Origin of the sequence: Rheinheimera sp., from assembly GCF_036568245.1 — a bacterium.
Classification (GTDB): domain Bacteria; phylum Pseudomonadota; class Gammaproteobacteria; order Enterobacterales; family Alteromonadaceae; genus Alishewanella.
This window is the reverse complement of sequence record NZ_DATCSY010000006.1, coordinates 1-15,030: the sequence shown is the minus strand read 5'-3', so window position 1 is coordinate 15,030 and position 15,030 is coordinate 1. Positions and strand designations below refer to the sequence as shown.

The window sequence follows — 15,030 nt, the reverse complement described above, 5'->3', positions numbered from 1 at the left end:
GTTGTTGATTGCATGCGGCTGCTCGTAGATTTCTTTTAATATAAAGGGGCGGTACTGGCCTTTGTCGCCGGCATCGTAACTGACGTTTGACTCGTGCACTTCACGTTCGACCGGTTTGCCGTCTTTGTCGAAAATGCTGATGCTGTGGCGGGTAATTTCGGCTACATCACCTTCTTCTAAGAAAATAAAACGGCGGGTTACCGGCAACAGCGCCAGCTGATCGGAAGCGATAAAGTTCTCACCGATACCTAAACCAATTACCAGTGGGCTGCCTGAACGGGCCACGACTACCCGGCTGCTGTCGGTTTTATCCAGTAATACCGTGCCGTAAGCACCGTGCAGCTGCTTAACAGATTTTTGTACTGCGACCAGCAATGAACCAGCGCTCTTCAGCTCTTCTTCGACTAAATGGGCGATAACTTCAGTATCGGTATCCGACGTAAAGACATAGCTTTTGGCTTTTAGTGCTTCACGCAGTGGGGCGTGGTTTTCAATAATGCCGTTGTGCACCACAGTGATGTTGCTGGATACGTGTGGATGAGCATTACGCTCGCTTGGCTCGCCATGAGTGGCCCAACGGGTGTGGGCAATACCGGTGCCGCCGGCGACTGGCTTTTCTGCCACCGCATCTGACAGTTCTTTTACTTTACCTAAACGGCGCAGGCGGGTGAGTTCGCCGCTTTCAGTAACCACAGCCACACCGGCTGAGTCATAACCACGGTATTCCAGCCGGCGCAGGCCTTCAACCAGAATATCTACCACATCACGTTGCGCTACGGCGCCAACTATTCCACACATGCGAGCTCTCCATAAATTTCTGATACTTTACGTTACGGCGTATAGCTGACTCAGGCCTGAACCCGGATCACCTTAACGCCCTGTTGTTCTATCTGTGCTGCATCCGCTGCAGCTAAACCTTCATCGGTAACAAGTACTTTCACCATTGACCAGGGTAATTCCAGGTTATGAATTTTGCGCCCAAGCTTGTCTGATTCCAGCATCACGATAACTTCACGTGCTACTTCGGCCATCACCCGGCTTAAGCTGTATAACTCATTATAGGTGGTGGTGCCGCGGCCGAGGTCGATGCCGTCCGCACCGATAAACAGCTGGTCAAAATCGTAATTGCGCAGCATTTGCTCAGCCAGCTGGCCCTGAAAGGCTTCTGATTGTGGGTCCCAGGTACCACCTGTCATCAGCAACGTAGGTTCGTTTTCCAGCTCACGCAGGGTATTGGCAATCGCCAGCGAGTTAGTCATCACCACCAGGCCACGTTTTGTTGCCAGTTCTGGTAACAGGGCAGCAGTGGTGCGGCCACTGTCGATAATAATGCGGTAATGATCTTTAATCAGGCTGGCAGCGGCTTTGGCGATGGCTAACTTTCGGTTTGAAACCTTTTCTAAACTACTGTCACTGACAAAATCCTGTGGTACCGGCACGGCACCGCCGTAACGGCGCAGCAACAACCCGGCTTGCTCCAATACCGTCAGGTCTTTTCGGATCGTCACTTCAGAGGTATTAAACTGCTCGGCCAGTTGCTCTACCGACAATTCACCCTGCTGCTGCAGTTGGCTGACAATTAAATGCCGCCGCTGTTGAGTATTTCGTTTGTTCATATCTTTCGATTAAGTTTCAAAACGAAAGATATTGTAATCATTTTTGCGGTAGACGCAAGCGCTAAACTGGCGCATTAATTTTAATGAGAATTGTTTGCATTTAATAATTAATCGTATTATAGTCTGGCTTAGTCGATGGATTGGCTGCTGTACCGGGCCCCGGATGGGCTTCTCTGGTCGTTGTTTTACTTGTCTTGCACGTTAAGGGGTGGGTTTTGCCACCCCTGCTTTTTCTCTGGTGCCTTATGTTACGACGCTGGCAATCTTTGCTGGAAAAATATCACCTGCTGGCGCTGCTGCTGTTGCCTCTGCACTATGCCCATTTTTCTGCCTACCAGCAGCTACACCAAACTATTGGTTTATACCTGTTATACCTGATATTGGTGGCGGCTTCGGTTTGGCTGAACCCCCGTACGGCTGCAGTAACGCCTGTCCGTGGTTTTGCCCGGCTGGAACAATACATGCTGCTGGCGCTGCTACTGACCTTACTGTGGTTATTCTATCTGCCACAATCAGCATTTTCGGCTAAGGCGTCGCAGTGGTTATGGCTTAGCAGCCAACTGGCAGTAATGGGCTTACTACTACGAATTTACTGGGCCAAACAGACAACAATCGCTACCGCAGCACCTGACAACCCAGCCGAACACTGGCTGATTGGGTATGCCAGTCAGTCCGGCATGGCACTGCAGCTGGCTAAGCGCAGCGCCAGCCAACTGCAAAGTGCCGGTTTTAGCGTACAGCTGGCGGAACTTAACCAGTTAACGCAGCAGCAGTTGCACCAAAGCAGCAAGGCGCTGTTTGTGGTCAGTACCTACGGTGAAGGCGAGCCACCGGATAATGCCAGCCAGTTTTATCAATTGGCACAGCAATGGCAGCAATCGTTTAATCAGTTGCAGTTTGCCGTGCTGGCGCTTGGCGATCGCAGCTATCAGCAGTTTTGTGCCTTTGGCCACTGGTTGCACGGTTGGTTGCACAGCCGTGATGCCAAAGCGATAAGGCCGCTGCTGGAGCTGGACAGCGCAGATAGCAAAAGCCCGGCGCTGACACAATGGCAGCAGCTACTGACGATGTTAGGTGCTGATACTGAAACTGCTGCGGAACAACCGGTTAACGATAACTGGCTGCTGGCCGGTTTACACAGCCGCTATATCGCTAACCCCGCCAGCAGCGGTTTGCCATGTTACGTGGTAAAACTGCAAATGCCGGCAGATAGCCACTGGCAAGCCGGAGATTTGCTGGATGTTCAGCCGGAAAACAGCAAATGTGCAGTCGCGCTGTGGCTTACCCGGCATGCGATTAATGGCTGTCAGGCGGTACATTATCAGGGCCGGCATGTACCTTTGTGCTGGGCTCTGGCCGAGCTGGAGCTGGATAAAGTGCAACCACCGGCCTCTGGCAGCCCCTTGGCTGACTGGTTAAAGCTGCAGCCGCGGCTGCCGCTGCGCAGCTATTCCATAGCGTCGATCCCCGATGAAGGCTACCTGCAATTGCTGGTACGTCAGGTGCAGCACGACAGCGGTGCCCTCGGTATTGGTTCCGGCTGGCTAACCGCCTGGGCAATGGAGCAACAACCGGTGCAGTTGCGGCTGCGCCAGCACGCACAATTTCATTTACCGGATGACTCTCGCCCCCTGATCTTTATTGCCAATGGCACCGGCATAGCCGGTATCCGGGCGCTACTGGCCGAACAGGTAAAACGCGGGCAGCGCGATAACTGGCTGTTATTTGGTGAACGCCGCCAGGACAGCGACTTTTTCTTTGCCCGTGATATTCAGCTATGGCAGCAGCAGGGCTTTATCCGCCACTGCGATTTGGCATTCTCGCAGCAGCAAGCAGAAAAATACTATGTACAGCATGCATTAGCCGCGCAGCGGGCGCGGCTGCTGGATTGGCTGGAGCAGGGTGCAGCGATTTATGTTTGTGGCAGCTTGCAGGGTATGGGGCAGGCTGTACATCAAACCCTGCTTGATACTATTGGTAGCGATGCGCTGGCGCAACTGACACAGCAAGGCCGCTACCGGCGCGATTTATACTAGTTTTTACCCGGCATAAAGCTGATACGGCCTTGTTGGACGGCCATATTCACCGGCACTGAGGTTAACAGCTTAACGGTGGGGTTTGCAGTATCCAGCCGGTATACCGGGTTATTGGCCAGATAGCCGTTGACCAGTTGCAACAACTCGTTGGTTACCGGTTTCAGGCTACCGCGATAGCCTGAAGCTTCGATACTGGAGTCCAGCAGTTTTACCGAGCGCAGGTAAATAGCTTTTTCGTTGCCATCGTAATACGGCACACCTTCGACCTGTAGCTGCATAGTGGCCGGGTAACTTAATCCAAATAATGACAGCGCCGCGCTGGCAGCGGTGTTTACCCTTACTACGTCAGAGTTGTCCGGGCCGATTTGCACCGTCATGCTGTCGACATTCAGTTTTAGCGGTATGCCGGCCACTGTTGCCTGCCGCGTCAGTTCTGGTACTTTTTGCTGTAACAACTGCTCCAGATCGGCTTCTGTAACATTGTAAGACGACATTTGCTGCAACTGGCTGCAGGCGCTCAGCAGCATGAAACCCAGCATGACTAAAACTTTTTTCATCGTATGTGCCTTTTGTTCTTTGGCTATTTTGTCAGTTAAGCGTCAAGTGTTAACCATGACCGCTTCGGTTAGAGCCGCGATCATAGCATGCCTTAGCTGAGTTGCCGCTGAATTGGCAATGCTCCACGTGAAACACAACCGACCAGCAAAGCGCAGTATGGCAGGCAAACTTATGGTATGCTCAGCCGCGACCATCCAGGCTCTGACAATACAAGCAACACTATAACGAGAAACACTATGGCGCTAATACTAAAACTGATAGCAGGTATCATACTGGGCATGATCTGTGGCCTGTATGCACCACACGAACTGACGCGACTATTAATCACCTTTAAGGGCTTATTTGGCGAGTTATTGTTTTTTACCGTACCTCTGCTGATTTTATTCTTTATTACCAGCGGTATTGCCGCCTTGCCGCGTAATTCCGGCAAACTGTTAAGCCGTACGGTCGGCTTTGCCTATTTATCTACCGTAACGGCGGGTACCTTAGCGTATCTGGTGGCCAGTGTGGTGGTACCGATGCTAACAGCAGCCAATAGTGCTGCGGCGCCAGCAGATGTGGCACATTTAACCGCCTTTATTGAAATGGATATACCACCAGCTATCAGTGTGATGACAGCTCTGGTGCTGGCATTCATTTTTGGCCTCGGTATAGCCGCTACCGGCGCCCCTCAGCTAAAACAGCTGTCTGATCAGGGCCGCGATGTGATTCAGTTGCTGCTGGAAAAAGTCATCATTCCGTTGTTACCTCTGTATATCGCCGGTGAGTTCGCCCAAATGGCCGCAGCCGGTACCGTATTCAGCACGCTGAGAACCTTTGGCATTGTATTGCTGCTGGCGGTTGCCATGCACTGGTGCTGGATCATCACGTTGTACACTATTGCCGGTATCAAGGCCGGTAAATCACCTTTTGCCCTGATTAAAAATATGCTGCCAGCCTATTTTACTGCGCTTGGTACCATGTCGAGTGCAGCCACTATTCCGGTATCGCTGCAAGCCACCAAAAACAACGGCATCAAATTTGATGTGGCAAACTTTACTGTGCCGCTGTGCGCAACCATCCATTTATCAGGTTCAACCATTACTATTGTTACCTGTGCCATGGCGGTGGTAACCATGCAAAATGGCCTGGACATGCCGTCATTGCTGACAGTACTGCCATTTATTTTTATGCTGGGCGTGGTGATGCTGGCCGCTCCGGGTGTGCCTGGTGGCGCTGTGATGTCGGCAGTAGGCTTGCTCGGTTCTATGCTGGGCTTTGGCGATGCCGCTATCGCACTGATGATTGCACTGTATATGGCGCAGGATAGCTTTGGTACCGCCTGCAACGTTACCGGCGACGGCGCTATTGCTGTGCTGGTTGATAAAGCAGAGTAATCGATCGCAGGCAAAGAGTAGGTTGGAATCCCGATTTGGGCGTCACAGAGTGTCTGAGTCCTGTCGTAGGCAAAGGGCGAGTTGCTGTGACGAGCCAAAGCGGGAATTGCAACCGGTACTTGGCAGCTGAAGTTATAAAAAAGCCCGCATTTTGCGGGCTTCTTTTTTAATCGGCTATTACTTTTTAATTTTCACCGGCCGTTGCCAGTCTGTTATATGGCGCTGTTTCGCCCGCGCGACCACCAGTTCACCATCCGCCGCATCACGGGTTAGCACCGAGCCTGCGCCAACGGTGGCGTTTACGCCAACGGTTACCGGCGCCACTAAGGCACTATTTGAACCAATAAAAGCACCGTCTTTAATGGTCGTGACAAACTTATTCGCGCCATCGTAGTTACAGGTAATGGTACCGGCACCAACGTTTACCCTGGCACCAATCACAGCGTCCCCTAAGTACGTTAAGTGGTTGGCTTTTGAGCCTTTACCCAGCGTGGTTTTTTTCATTTCGACGAAGTTACCGACATGGCTGTCGTCCAGCATCACGCTATCCGGCCGCAGGCGGGCATAGGGGCCTACCGAGCAGTCTGCGCCAACACGGGCTTTTTCGATCATCGAGTTCGGCTTTATTTCGGTGTTATCGCCAATCACGCAGTCTTTCAGGATGCAGTTAGCGCCAACAGTTACGCCTTTGCCCAACACAACCTTGCCTTCGAAAACAACGTTGATATCAATCATGACATCGTTGCCAACCTCAACCGTGCCGCGCACATCAATACGCGCAGGATCGCGCAGATTGGCGCCAGCTAACATTAACTCTTCGGCCTTTCGCTGTTGGTAAGCTCGCTCCAGTGCAGCTAATTGAATGCGGTTATTCGCACCTTCCACTTCCATCGGGTTTTGCGGCTGGGCGGTGGTAATTTCTACACCTTCGCTGTGCGCCATCGCGATAACGTCGGTTAAATAGTACTCACCCTGCGCATTGCTGTTTGATAAGCGGCCCAGCCAGTTCTTCAGTTGCTTACCCGGCAGCGCCATAATGCCGCTGTTTACCTCAACGATTTTCAGCTGCTCAGCGTTGGCATCCTTTTGCTCAACGATACCGACCACTTTGCCGTTTTCGCGCACAATACGGCCATAGCCGGTTGGGTTAGCCAGGTTTACCGTTAAAATGGCCAGGCCATTGGCCGGCTTCGCCGCCAGCAGTTGCTGCAGTGTATCTAAACGGGTTAGCGGTACATCGCCATACAGCACCAGCACCGTATCGTCGTCAGCAATGTTAGGTATGGCTTGCGCTACGGCATGGCCGGTACCCAGTTGCTCAGCCTGCAATACCCAATGCAGCGGCTGTTCGCCCATGGTAATTTGTAACGCCTCAGCGCCATAGCCGTACACCAGTTGCGGTTTCTGAGCGCCTAGCGCGCGGGCGGTATCAATCACATGCTGCACCATCGGCCGTTCTGCCACTTTGTGCAACACCTTGGGTAAATCGGATTTCATCCTTGTGCCTTTACCGGCCGCCAGAATCACTACATTTAATGCCATATAAAGAATCCCTGTAATCGCGCTTTCATTCGACAGACGCGGTTATTCTAATAGATAACGCCGCAGATTACAGGGGCAGGGTGAAGTTTTGCTGAATATGTTAAAAACTGCCGTTACGGAATGAATGCAGGGCTGCTATCAACCAATAAAAAAGCCACCCTAAGGTGGCTTTTTATATTTCGGAACCCGAACTTATTTTTTACGCATTTTCTGAATAATGCGCAGCTGAGCAATGGCTTCAGCCAGTTGCGCGGCAGCTTCAGCATAATTGAAGTCTGCGCCAGCGTGCTGCATCGCTTCTTCGGCACGTTTTTGTGCGTCTAAAGCGGCTTGCTCGTCTAAGTCTTCGCCGCGTACCGCAACGTCGGCCAGAACAGTAATGGTATCGGGTTGTACTTCAAGTACGCCACCGGCTACATAAATCACATGCTCTTCGCCAAACTGTTTCACGATACGGACCATGCCAGGTTTCAGGGTGGTCAGTAACGGGGCGTGGAAAGGTAAAATACCCAGCTCGCCCTCACTGCCTGTGACCTGCACGGATTCGACAAGGCCGGAGAAAATTTTCTCTTCGGCACTTACTACATCCAGTTGCACTGTCATCGCCATCTCGCTCTCCTAAAGCCTGAACTTACAGTTTCTTCGCTTTTTCGATCGCTTCGTCGATTGAACCAACCATGTAGAACGCCTGCTCTGGCATATGGTCGAACTCGCCGTCCAGAATGCCTTTAAAGCCACGGATAGTTTCTTTCAGCGGTACGTACTTACCTGGTGAACCGGTAAATACTTCAGCTACGAAGAATGGCTGAGACAGGAAGCGCTGAATCTTACGCGCACGGTATACGGTAGTACGGTCTTCATCAGACAGTTCGTCCATACCCAGGATCGCGATGATATCTTTCAGCTCTTTGTAACGCTGCAGTACAGACTGCACGCCACGTGCTACTTCATAGTGCTCTTTACCGATTACCAGTGGATCTAACTGACGAGAAGTTGAATCCAGTGGGTCGATCGCCGGGTAAATACCCAGTGACGCGATGTTACGGCTCAGTACTACGGTCGCATCTAAGTGAGAGAACGTGGTAGCTGGTGACGGATCCGTTAAGTCATCCGCAGGAACGTATACGGCCTGGATTGACGTGATAGAACCGGTCTTGGTAGAGGTGATACGCTCTTGCAGCGCACCCATCTCTTCTGCCAGCGTTGGCTGGTAACCTACTGCTGATGGCATACGGCCCAGAAGTGCTGACACTTCAGTACCGGCCAGTGTGTAACGGTAGATGTTATCCACGAAGAACAGTACGTCACGGCCTTCATCACGGAATTTTTCTGCCATGGTTAAGCCGGTTAACGCTACGCGTAAACGGTTACCTGGTGGCTCGTTCATCTGACCGTACACTAACGATACTTTATCCAGTACGTTAGAGTCTTTCATCTCGTGGTAGAAATCGTTACCTTCACGGGTACGCTCACCCACACCGGCGAACACTGAGTAACCGCTGTGCTCGATAGCGATGTTACGGATCAGTTCCATCATGTTTACGGTTTTACCTACACCGGCACCACCGAACAGACCAACTTTACCACCTTTCGCGAACGGACATACCAGGTCGATAACCTTGATACCGGTTTCCAGCAGCGCGTTAGACGCCGCTTGCTCTTCGTATGAAGGCGCAGCGCGGTGGATTGACCAACGCTCTTCTTCACCGATTGGGCCCGCTTCGTCGATTGGCTCGCCTAATACGTTCATAATACGGCCCAGCGTGGCTTTACCCACCGGAACCTGAATTGCTTTACCGGTATTCGCTACAGCTGCGCCGCGACGTAAACCGTCAGTTGTACCTAATGCGATAGTACGTACAGTACCGCCACCCAGCTGCTGCTGAACTTCCAGCACCAGACCAGCCAGATCACCGTCGGTCACGTTTAACGCGTCATAGATACCAGGTACCGCATCTTGTGGAAAATCGATATCCACAACGGCGCCAATGATTTGGACGACCTTACCTTGACTCATGATGTTTCCTCAAATTTCTCAAAACTGTTTACCTTAGCCTACAGCTGCCGCACCGGCGACGATCTCGCTAAGCTCCTGGGTAATCGCGGCCTGACGTGCTTTGTTGTACACCAGCTTCAGGTCGTCCATCAGGTTACCGGCGTTGTCGGTTGCAGCTTTCATCGCTACCATCCGCGCCGCGTGTTCACTGGCAGAGTTCTCTACCACGCCCTGATAAACCTGCGATTCGACGAAACGGTCCATCAACATATCGATGATAGGTTGTGGGTCCGGCTCGTACAGGTAATCCCAGTTGTGCTCTTTCTGTGCTATGTCTGCTTTTGGCAAAGGTAAGAGTTGATCGATCACTGGCTCCTGTTTCATGGTGTTAACAAACTTGTTGTACACCAGGAATAAGCGGTCAATCCGGCCTTCGTTAAATGCTTGCAGCATCACTTTTACCGAACCGATCACATCAGCCAAACGTGGTACGTCACCTGAACCCGCCTGTTGCGCGACGACCTTACCACCGAAACGCTTGAAGAAGGCCGTCGCTTTGTTACCGATAACGGCAAACTGGGCGTCAACACCTTTTTCCTTCCAGCTTTTCAGCTCAAGGGCAACTTTCTTAAACTCGTTGGTATTCAGGCCACCGCAAAGACCACGATCAGTAGAAATGACAATGTAACCAACCCGTTTTACCTCACGCTCCGCTAAATACGGATGGCGGTATTCCAGGCTGCCATTGGCAACGTTACCAATCACTTTGCGCATACCTTCAGCGTATGGGCGAGTTGCAGCTACGCGGTCCTGCGCTTTGCGCATTTTGCTGACCGCAACCTTTTCCATAGCACTGGTGATCTTGCGAGTATTGTTAATACTCCCGATCTTACTTTTTATCTCTTTACCACCGGCCATGACTGTATCTCCGATTCATTCAACGAATGGGGTGGCAAGCCACCCGCATTGATTACCAGGTCTGCGTTGCCTTGAATTTATCAATGGCAGCTTTGAACGTAGACTCGATTTGGTCGTTGTAGTTACCGGTTTTATCGATATCAGCCATCAGCTCAGCGTGCTCAGCTTTCATGAAAGCGATTAAGCCGGCTTCAAAATCCAGGATTTTGGCAACGTCGACATCTTTCATAAAGCCTTTTTCGATAGCGAAAATAGATACACCCATTTCGGCAACAGACATCGGGCTGTACTGTAACTGTTTCATCAGTTCAGTAACCTTTTGGCCGTGCTCTAACTGAGCGCGGGTCGCTTCGTCTAAGTCAGAGGCAAACTGCGCGAACGCGGCCAGTTCTGAGTACTGGGCTAATGCCAGACGAATACCACCACCTAATTTCTTGATGATCTTGGTTTGTGCAGCACCACCAACACGAGATACCGAAATACCCGCGTTAACCGCTGGACGGATACCAGCGTTGAATAAGTCAGTTTCTAAGAAGATCTGACCATCGGTAATCGAGATTACGTTGGTTGGTACGAACGCAGAAACGTCACCCGCCTGAGTTTCGATAATTGGCAATGCCGTTAAAGAACCGGTTTTACCTTTTACTTCACCGTTGGTGTAACGCTCAACGTAGTCAGCGTTAACGCGTGATGCGCGCTCCAGCAGACGTGAGTGAAGATAGAATACGTCACCAGGGTAAGCTTCACGGCCTGGTGGACGACGTAACAGTAACGAGATCTGACGGTAAGCAACAGCTTGCTTAGACAGGTCATCGTATACGATCAGTGCATCTTCACCGCGGTCACGGAAGTATTCACCCATAGTACAGCCAGAATATGGCGCCAGGAACTGCAGTGCAGCCGCTTCAGAAGCAGACGCTACAACCACGATGGTGTGGGCCAGTGCGCCGTGCTCTTCCAGCTTACGTACTACGTTAGCGATAGTAGAGGCTTTCTGGCCTACTGCTACGTAGATACACTTAACACCAGTACCTTTCTGGTTGATGATGGCGTCGATTGCCAGTGCGGTTTTACCGGTTTGACGGTCACCGATTAACAATTCACGCTGACCACGACCGATAGGGATCATCGCATCAACAGACTTATAACCAGTTTGCATTGGCTGGTCTACTGATTGACGGTCGATAACGCCCGGAGCAATTTTTTCTACCGGTTCAAAACCAGCAGCGTCAATCGGGCCTTTACCGTCGATAGGTGCACCTAAGGTGTTAACCACACGCCCTAACAGCTGTGGGCCAACCGGTACTTCTAAAATACGGCCAGTGCTTTTTACTTTAGTGCCTTCAGTTAAGTCCGCATACGGACCCATCACTACGGCACCAACTGAGTTACGCTCTAAGTTCAGTGCGATAGCATAGCGGTTGCCAGGAAGCTCAATCATTTCACCTTGCATACAATCTGCAAGGCCGTTGATACGGATAATACCGTCAGTTACCTGAACGATAGTACCTTCGTTACGAGCTTCACTGACCACTTCGAACTGAGCAATACGACTTTTGATCAGTTCTGATATTTCAGTGGAATTCAGTTGCATTCTCTGTTCCCCAATTAAGACTGCAGCGCAGTTGCTAAACGATCCAGCTTGCCGCGGACCGAGCCATCAATAACCATGTCACCTGCTTTAATCAGCATACCGCCGACTACTGCAGGATCTTCGCTACAGTTCAATTTAACTTTGCGTGCCAAACGTTGCGATAATGCCGTGGCTAACTTGTCCTGTTGTGCTTTAGAAAGCTTGGTAGCAGAAACCACAGTAACGTCGATTTCTTTTTCATATTCAGCTTTCAGTGCAACAAAGGCAGTTAACACTTCAGGCAACGCCAACAAGCGATGATTTTCTGCCATCACTTTAATAAAGTTCTGGCCGTGCTCATTGAGTTGCTCACCACATACCTGAATAAACAGACCGGCCTGCTTATCCGCAGCGCCATTGGCACTTAAATAAGCACCAACCTGGTCATTCTTCGCCACTTCCGCAGCAAAGGCCAACATCTGCAGCCAGGCATCTAACGCGTTTTGCTCTACAGCAAAGTCGAAAGCTGCCTTGGCGTAAGGACGAGCAATATTAGTCAAATCAGACATAGCTCATCCTCATTACAGTTCTTGAACCAGTTTTTCCAGAATGTCGCTGTGAGCAGCTTCATCAATAGACCGTTGCAGAATTTTCTCTGCGCCGGCTACTGCCAGAGCAGCAACCTGCTTGCGCAGCTCTTCGCGTAAACGGTTACGTTCCGCTTCAAGTTCTGCCCGACCAATCGCCAGAATGTTTTCACGTTCAGCATTGGCTTTATGCACGGCTTCATCAATCATCTTGGCTTCGCGTTTTTTCGCTTGCTCAATAATTTCTGCCGCTTGCGCTTTAGCATCTTTTAACTGATCTTTGGCTTTGTCCTGCGCTAATGCCAGGTCTTTTTCCGCACGATCAGAAGCTGCTAAACCGTCAGCAATTTTTTTCTGGCGCGCTTCGATCGCGTTGATCAGCGGCGGCCAAACAAACTTCATACAGAACAGCACGAACACCGCAAATGCGATTAATTCGCCGATCAGAGTGGCGTTTAAATTCACGACCGCTCCTCCTTAGTTAACAGTTGTTCGGATTAACACAAACCTTCAATTACAGTGCGAACAACATGTACATGGCGATACCCACACCGATCATCGCAACGGCGTCGATCAGACCTGCCAGGATGAACATTTTAACTTGCAGTGAAGGGGCCAGTTCTGGTTGACGCGCACAGGCTTCTAAGAACTTACCGCCCATGTTACCGAAACCCAGTGCAGTACCGATAGCACCGAAACCGATTAACAGAGCAACTGCGATTAATTTCAGACCTAATACTAGTTCCATTTTTTTCTCCGATATTTCAATAGTTAAAGTTAAAGTTTAAAAAAATCAGTGGTTATCTGAACTGGCCATACTCAGGTAAACGATAGTCAGCATCATAAAGACAAATGCCTGCAGTACTATTACCAGAATGTGGAACACTGCCCAGACAAAATGCAGTGGTAATTGCGCCAAACCGATGGCACCAATCAGAATAAAGATCATCTCGCCTGCATACAGGTTACCGAATAACCGCAGTGCCAGTGAAAACGGCTTCGCGACCAGCGCAATAGTTTCCAGGATCAGGTTAGCGGGGATCAGTAAAATCTGCAGTGGCACGCTTTTACTGCTGAACGGGTGCAGCGTCAGTTCTTTAATAAAGCCTAGTACGCCCTTAATACGGATTGAATACCCGATCATCAGAACGAAAACACCAATGGCCAGAGCAGCAGTCAGGTTCACGTCTGTCGTCGGTACGATTTTCATGTATACATCGTGCGAATCCATACCGAAGCCTGTAGCTCCCACCCAGCCAGCAAAAGCAGGCAGGAAATCAACTGGGATTAAGTCCATCAGGTTCATCAGGAACACCCAGACAAAGATGGTCAGTGCCAGTGGTGCGATGAGTTTACTTTTACCGTGATAAGTGTCTTTAACGTTGGTGGCAACCATCTCGACTACCATTTCGATAAAACACTGAAACTTTCCGGGTACACCGGTTGTTGCCTTTTTTGCCGCACTGCGGAAAATCCACAGAAACAACAAACCAAGCCCGATAGACCACGCTAATGTATCGACATGCCATGTCCAGAACCCGGCCTCACTACACGCTTTGTTAAATGCGACACTGCCATCGACAGTACACATTTTGGCGTTAGTAAGGTGGTGCTGAATATGGCTAGAGAGGGTTAACTCTTCACCTGCAGCCATGTTTCATCCCATTGTTAATGTTTAAAAAAAAACGGTGCTGACCATTGTGTTAGCAGGGTAAGCAGAAAACCGGTTAAAAACACTTCAGGTACCAGTTGCTGCTGTGAAAAGACCACGGCTAATAACACAGCGGTTAATATTAGTTTTAGTGACTGCCCCCGCATAAAGGCCGCCACTACAATATTTGCGTTGTCTAATGCACTGAAACGAAACGCGAAAAATGCAAATACACAATTTGGTATCACGGCCACCAGCCCACCTTTAATGGCAGATTTGGCAGCGGCTGCATCGGCAGCTAAAAAAAAAGCCAGTGCGATAACCCCGGCTACTACCAGCTGGCACAACACCAGCTTATAGGCTGATTTTCGTTGCTCAGCCACACTTTTATCTGTCACTTTTAGGCCCCCTGAAATCGCCCTTGTAGGGGGTAATGAAAACTTGCGAAAGTATACTTATTTGCCTTTAATTTGCAACAAAAAGCGGCGGCGGCACTACGATAGTACAGAATTCTGGTACATTTTGGTGCATTAATGCTCAGTTACATTCAACTTGCTAATAATGCCATCTAACTCATCCAGACTGCTGTAAGCAATTTCCAGTTTGCCCTTACCTTTGCTGTTGTAACTAATTTGCACCGGCGCCGCAAAACGCTCACTTAAACGTTGCTCTAATGACACGACGTCCGGGTCGCGTGGCTTTTCGGCAATAATAGGCTTGGGCTCCAGTATACGCCGTACCAGATTTTCAGTTTCGCGCACAGTCAGCTGCTTCGCAGCGACCAGACGTGCGGCATCGGACTGCTCAGTATCTTTTAATGCCAGCAAAGCTCTGGCATGGCCCATTTCGATATCACCATGCTCCAGCAGCAATTTGACATCGTCATTTAGCTGGTTCAGACGCAGCAGGTTTGTTATCGATGCACGGGATTTTCCTACAGCATCGGCCACTTGTTGGTGAGTGAGCGAAAACTCGTTCAGCAGACGCTCCAGCGCGACCGCTTCTTCCATCGCATTTAAATCTTCACGCTGAATGTTCTCAATCAGCGCTATGGCAACAGCAGCTTCATCCGGCACATCTTTGACAATACAAGGTACTTCAGCCAACTGCGCCAGCTGGCTGGCACGCCAGCGTCGCTCGCCGGCGATAATTTCAAATTTGTTTTTGGCCAAAGGGC

General features: G+C 50.5%; 15 protein-coding genes and 1 pseudogene. 2 read left to right on the top strand and 14 right to left on the bottom strand.

The window, feature by feature from the left end; all coding sequences use genetic code 11:
* Nucleotides 1–798: pseudogene (locus tag VIN66_RS00320) on the bottom strand (glutamine--fructose-6-phosphate aminotransferase); the annotation flags it as partial.
* Nucleotides 799–848: 50 nt separating this feature from the next.
* Nucleotides 849–1,616: a DeoR/GlpR family DNA-binding transcription regulator gene (locus VIN66_RS00315; RefSeq protein ID WP_331922131.1), complete on the bottom strand. Its 768-nt coding sequence runs from the start codon at nucleotides 1,614–1,616 to the stop codon at nucleotides 849–851.
* Nucleotides 1,617–1,861: 245 nt separating this feature from the next.
* Between VIN66_RS00315 and VIN66_RS00310 the strand changes: the two genes are divergently transcribed.
* Nucleotides 1,862–3,652 carry a sulfite reductase flavoprotein subunit alpha gene (locus tag VIN66_RS00310; protein ID WP_331922130.1) on the top strand — a complete coding sequence of 597 codons (1,791 nt, stop codon included), beginning with the start codon at nucleotides 1,862–1,864 and terminating at the stop codon, nucleotides 3,650–3,652.
* On the opposite strand, the gene VIN66_RS00305 is transcribed toward VIN66_RS00310, so the two are convergent.
* Nucleotides 3,649–4,209, bottom strand: a complete 561-nt coding sequence (locus VIN66_RS00305; RefSeq protein WP_331922129.1) for a DUF1439 domain-containing protein — start codon at nucleotides 4,207–4,209, stop codon at nucleotides 3,649–3,651. The genes VIN66_RS00310 and VIN66_RS00305 overlap by 4 nt on opposite strands.
* Nucleotides 4,210–4,446: 237 nt before the next feature.
* Between VIN66_RS00305 and VIN66_RS00300 the strand changes: the two genes are divergently transcribed.
* Nucleotides 4,447–5,586, top strand: a complete 1,140-nt coding sequence (locus VIN66_RS00300) for a dicarboxylate/amino acid:cation symporter (protein ID WP_331922128.1) — start codon at nucleotides 4,447–4,449, stop codon at nucleotides 5,584–5,586.
* A gap of 177 nt (nucleotides 5,587–5,763) precedes the next feature.
* Here VIN66_RS00300 and glmU read toward each other — a convergent pair whose 3' ends face one another.
* The 11 genes from glmU to VIN66_RS00245 all read right to left on the bottom strand — a co-directional run.
* A complete protein-coding gene (gene glmU / locus VIN66_RS00295; RefSeq protein WP_331922127.1) occupies nucleotides 5,764–7,128 on the bottom strand; it encodes a bifunctional UDP-N-acetylglucosamine diphosphorylase/glucosamine-1-phosphate N-acetyltransferase GlmU in 1,365 nt (454 codons plus the stop codon).
* Between the two features lie 192 nt (nucleotides 7,129–7,320).
* Entirely contained in the window at nucleotides 7,321–7,737 is a 417-nt protein-coding gene (locus VIN66_RS00290) for a F0F1 ATP synthase subunit epsilon (RefSeq protein WP_027670541.1), read from the bottom strand.
* Nucleotides 7,738–7,759: 22 nt separating this feature from the next.
* Nucleotides 7,760–9,145 carry a F0F1 ATP synthase subunit beta gene (gene atpD / locus VIN66_RS00285; RefSeq protein WP_134053422.1) on the bottom strand — a complete coding sequence of 462 codons (1,386 nt, stop codon included), beginning with the start codon at nucleotides 9,143–9,145 and terminating at the stop codon, nucleotides 7,760–7,762.
* 33 nt (nucleotides 9,146–9,178) lie between these two features.
* Nucleotides 9,179–10,042: a F0F1 ATP synthase subunit gamma gene (atpG, locus tag VIN66_RS00280; protein ID WP_134053424.1), complete on the bottom strand. Its 864-nt coding sequence runs from the start codon at nucleotides 10,040–10,042 to the stop codon at nucleotides 9,179–9,181.
* 52 nt (nucleotides 10,043–10,094) lie between these two features.
* On the bottom strand, nucleotides 10,095–11,636 hold the full coding sequence (gene atpA, locus VIN66_RS00275; protein WP_331922126.1) for a F0F1 ATP synthase subunit alpha: 1,542 nt from the start codon (nucleotides 11,634–11,636) through the stop codon (nucleotides 10,095–10,097).
* 14 nt (nucleotides 11,637–11,650) lie between these two features.
* On the bottom strand, nucleotides 11,651–12,184 hold the full coding sequence (atpH, locus tag VIN66_RS00270; protein ID WP_226766056.1) for a F0F1 ATP synthase subunit delta: 534 nt from the start codon (nucleotides 12,182–12,184) through the stop codon (nucleotides 11,651–11,653).
* A 12-nt stretch (nucleotides 12,185–12,196) separates the two neighbouring features.
* Nucleotides 12,197–12,667, bottom strand: coding sequence for a F0F1 ATP synthase subunit B (gene atpF / locus VIN66_RS00265; protein ID WP_273022201.1), 471 nt, complete (start codon nucleotides 12,665–12,667; stop codon nucleotides 12,197–12,199).
* A 49-nt stretch (nucleotides 12,668–12,716) separates the two neighbouring features.
* A complete protein-coding gene (gene atpE / locus VIN66_RS00260; RefSeq protein ID WP_134053432.1) occupies nucleotides 12,717–12,950 on the bottom strand; it encodes a F0F1 ATP synthase subunit C in 234 nt (77 codons plus the stop codon).
* A 45-nt stretch (nucleotides 12,951–12,995) separates the two neighbouring features.
* Nucleotides 12,996–13,856: a F0F1 ATP synthase subunit A gene (gene atpB / locus VIN66_RS00255; protein ID WP_331922125.1), complete on the bottom strand. Its 861-nt coding sequence runs from the start codon at nucleotides 13,854–13,856 to the stop codon at nucleotides 12,996–12,998.
* A 14-nt stretch (nucleotides 13,857–13,870) separates the two neighbouring features.
* Nucleotides 13,871–14,251, bottom strand: coding sequence for an ATP synthase subunit I (locus VIN66_RS00250; protein WP_331922124.1), 381 nt, complete (start codon nucleotides 14,249–14,251; stop codon nucleotides 13,871–13,873).
* A gap of 132 nt (nucleotides 14,252–14,383) precedes the next feature.
* The coding region (locus VIN66_RS00245) for a ParB/RepB/Spo0J family partition protein (RefSeq protein ID WP_331922123.1) at nucleotides 14,384–15,030 on the bottom strand (647 nt) is incomplete at its 5' end.

Excerpts from the sequence above, each read along its gene's own strand:
- VIN66_RS00315 (WP_331922131.1), bottom strand. The coding sequence starts at position 1,616 with ATGAACAAACGAAATACTCAACAGCGGCGGCATTTAATTGTCAGCCAA.
- VIN66_RS00310 (WP_331922130.1), top strand. The coding sequence starts at position 1,862 with ATGTTACGACGCTGGCAATCTTTGCTGGAAAAATATCACCTGCTGGCG.
- VIN66_RS00305 (WP_331922129.1), bottom strand. The coding sequence starts at position 4,209 with ATGAAAAAAGTTTTAGTCATGCTGGGTTTCATGCTGCTGAGCGCCTGC.
- VIN66_RS00300 (WP_331922128.1), top strand. The coding sequence starts at position 4,447 with ATGGCGCTAATACTAAAACTGATAGCAGGTATCATACTGGGCATGATC.
- glmU (WP_331922127.1), bottom strand. The coding sequence starts at position 7,128 with ATGGCATTAAATGTAGTGATTCTGGCGGCCGGTAAAGGCACAAGGATG.
- VIN66_RS00290 (WP_027670541.1), bottom strand. The coding sequence starts at position 7,737 with ATGGCGATGACAGTGCAACTGGATGTAGTAAGTGCCGAAGAGAAAATT.
- atpD (WP_134053422.1), bottom strand. The coding sequence starts at position 9,145 with ATGAGTCAAGGTAAGGTCGTCCAAATCATTGGCGCCGTTGTGGATATC.
- atpG (WP_134053424.1), bottom strand. The coding sequence starts at position 10,042 with ATGGCCGGTGGTAAAGAGATAAAAAGTAAGATCGGGAGTATTAACAAT.
- atpA (WP_331922126.1), bottom strand. The coding sequence starts at position 11,636 with ATGCAACTGAATTCCACTGAAATATCAGAACTGATCAAAAGTCGTATT.
- atpH (WP_226766056.1), bottom strand. The coding sequence starts at position 12,184 with ATGTCTGATTTGACTAATATTGCTCGTCCTTACGCCAAGGCAGCTTTC.
- atpE (WP_134053432.1), bottom strand. The coding sequence starts at position 12,950 with ATGGAACTAGTATTAGGTCTGAAATTAATCGCAGTTGCTCTGTTAATC.
- atpB (WP_331922125.1), bottom strand. The coding sequence starts at position 13,856 with ATGGCTGCAGGTGAAGAGTTAACCCTCTCTAGCCATATTCAGCACCAC.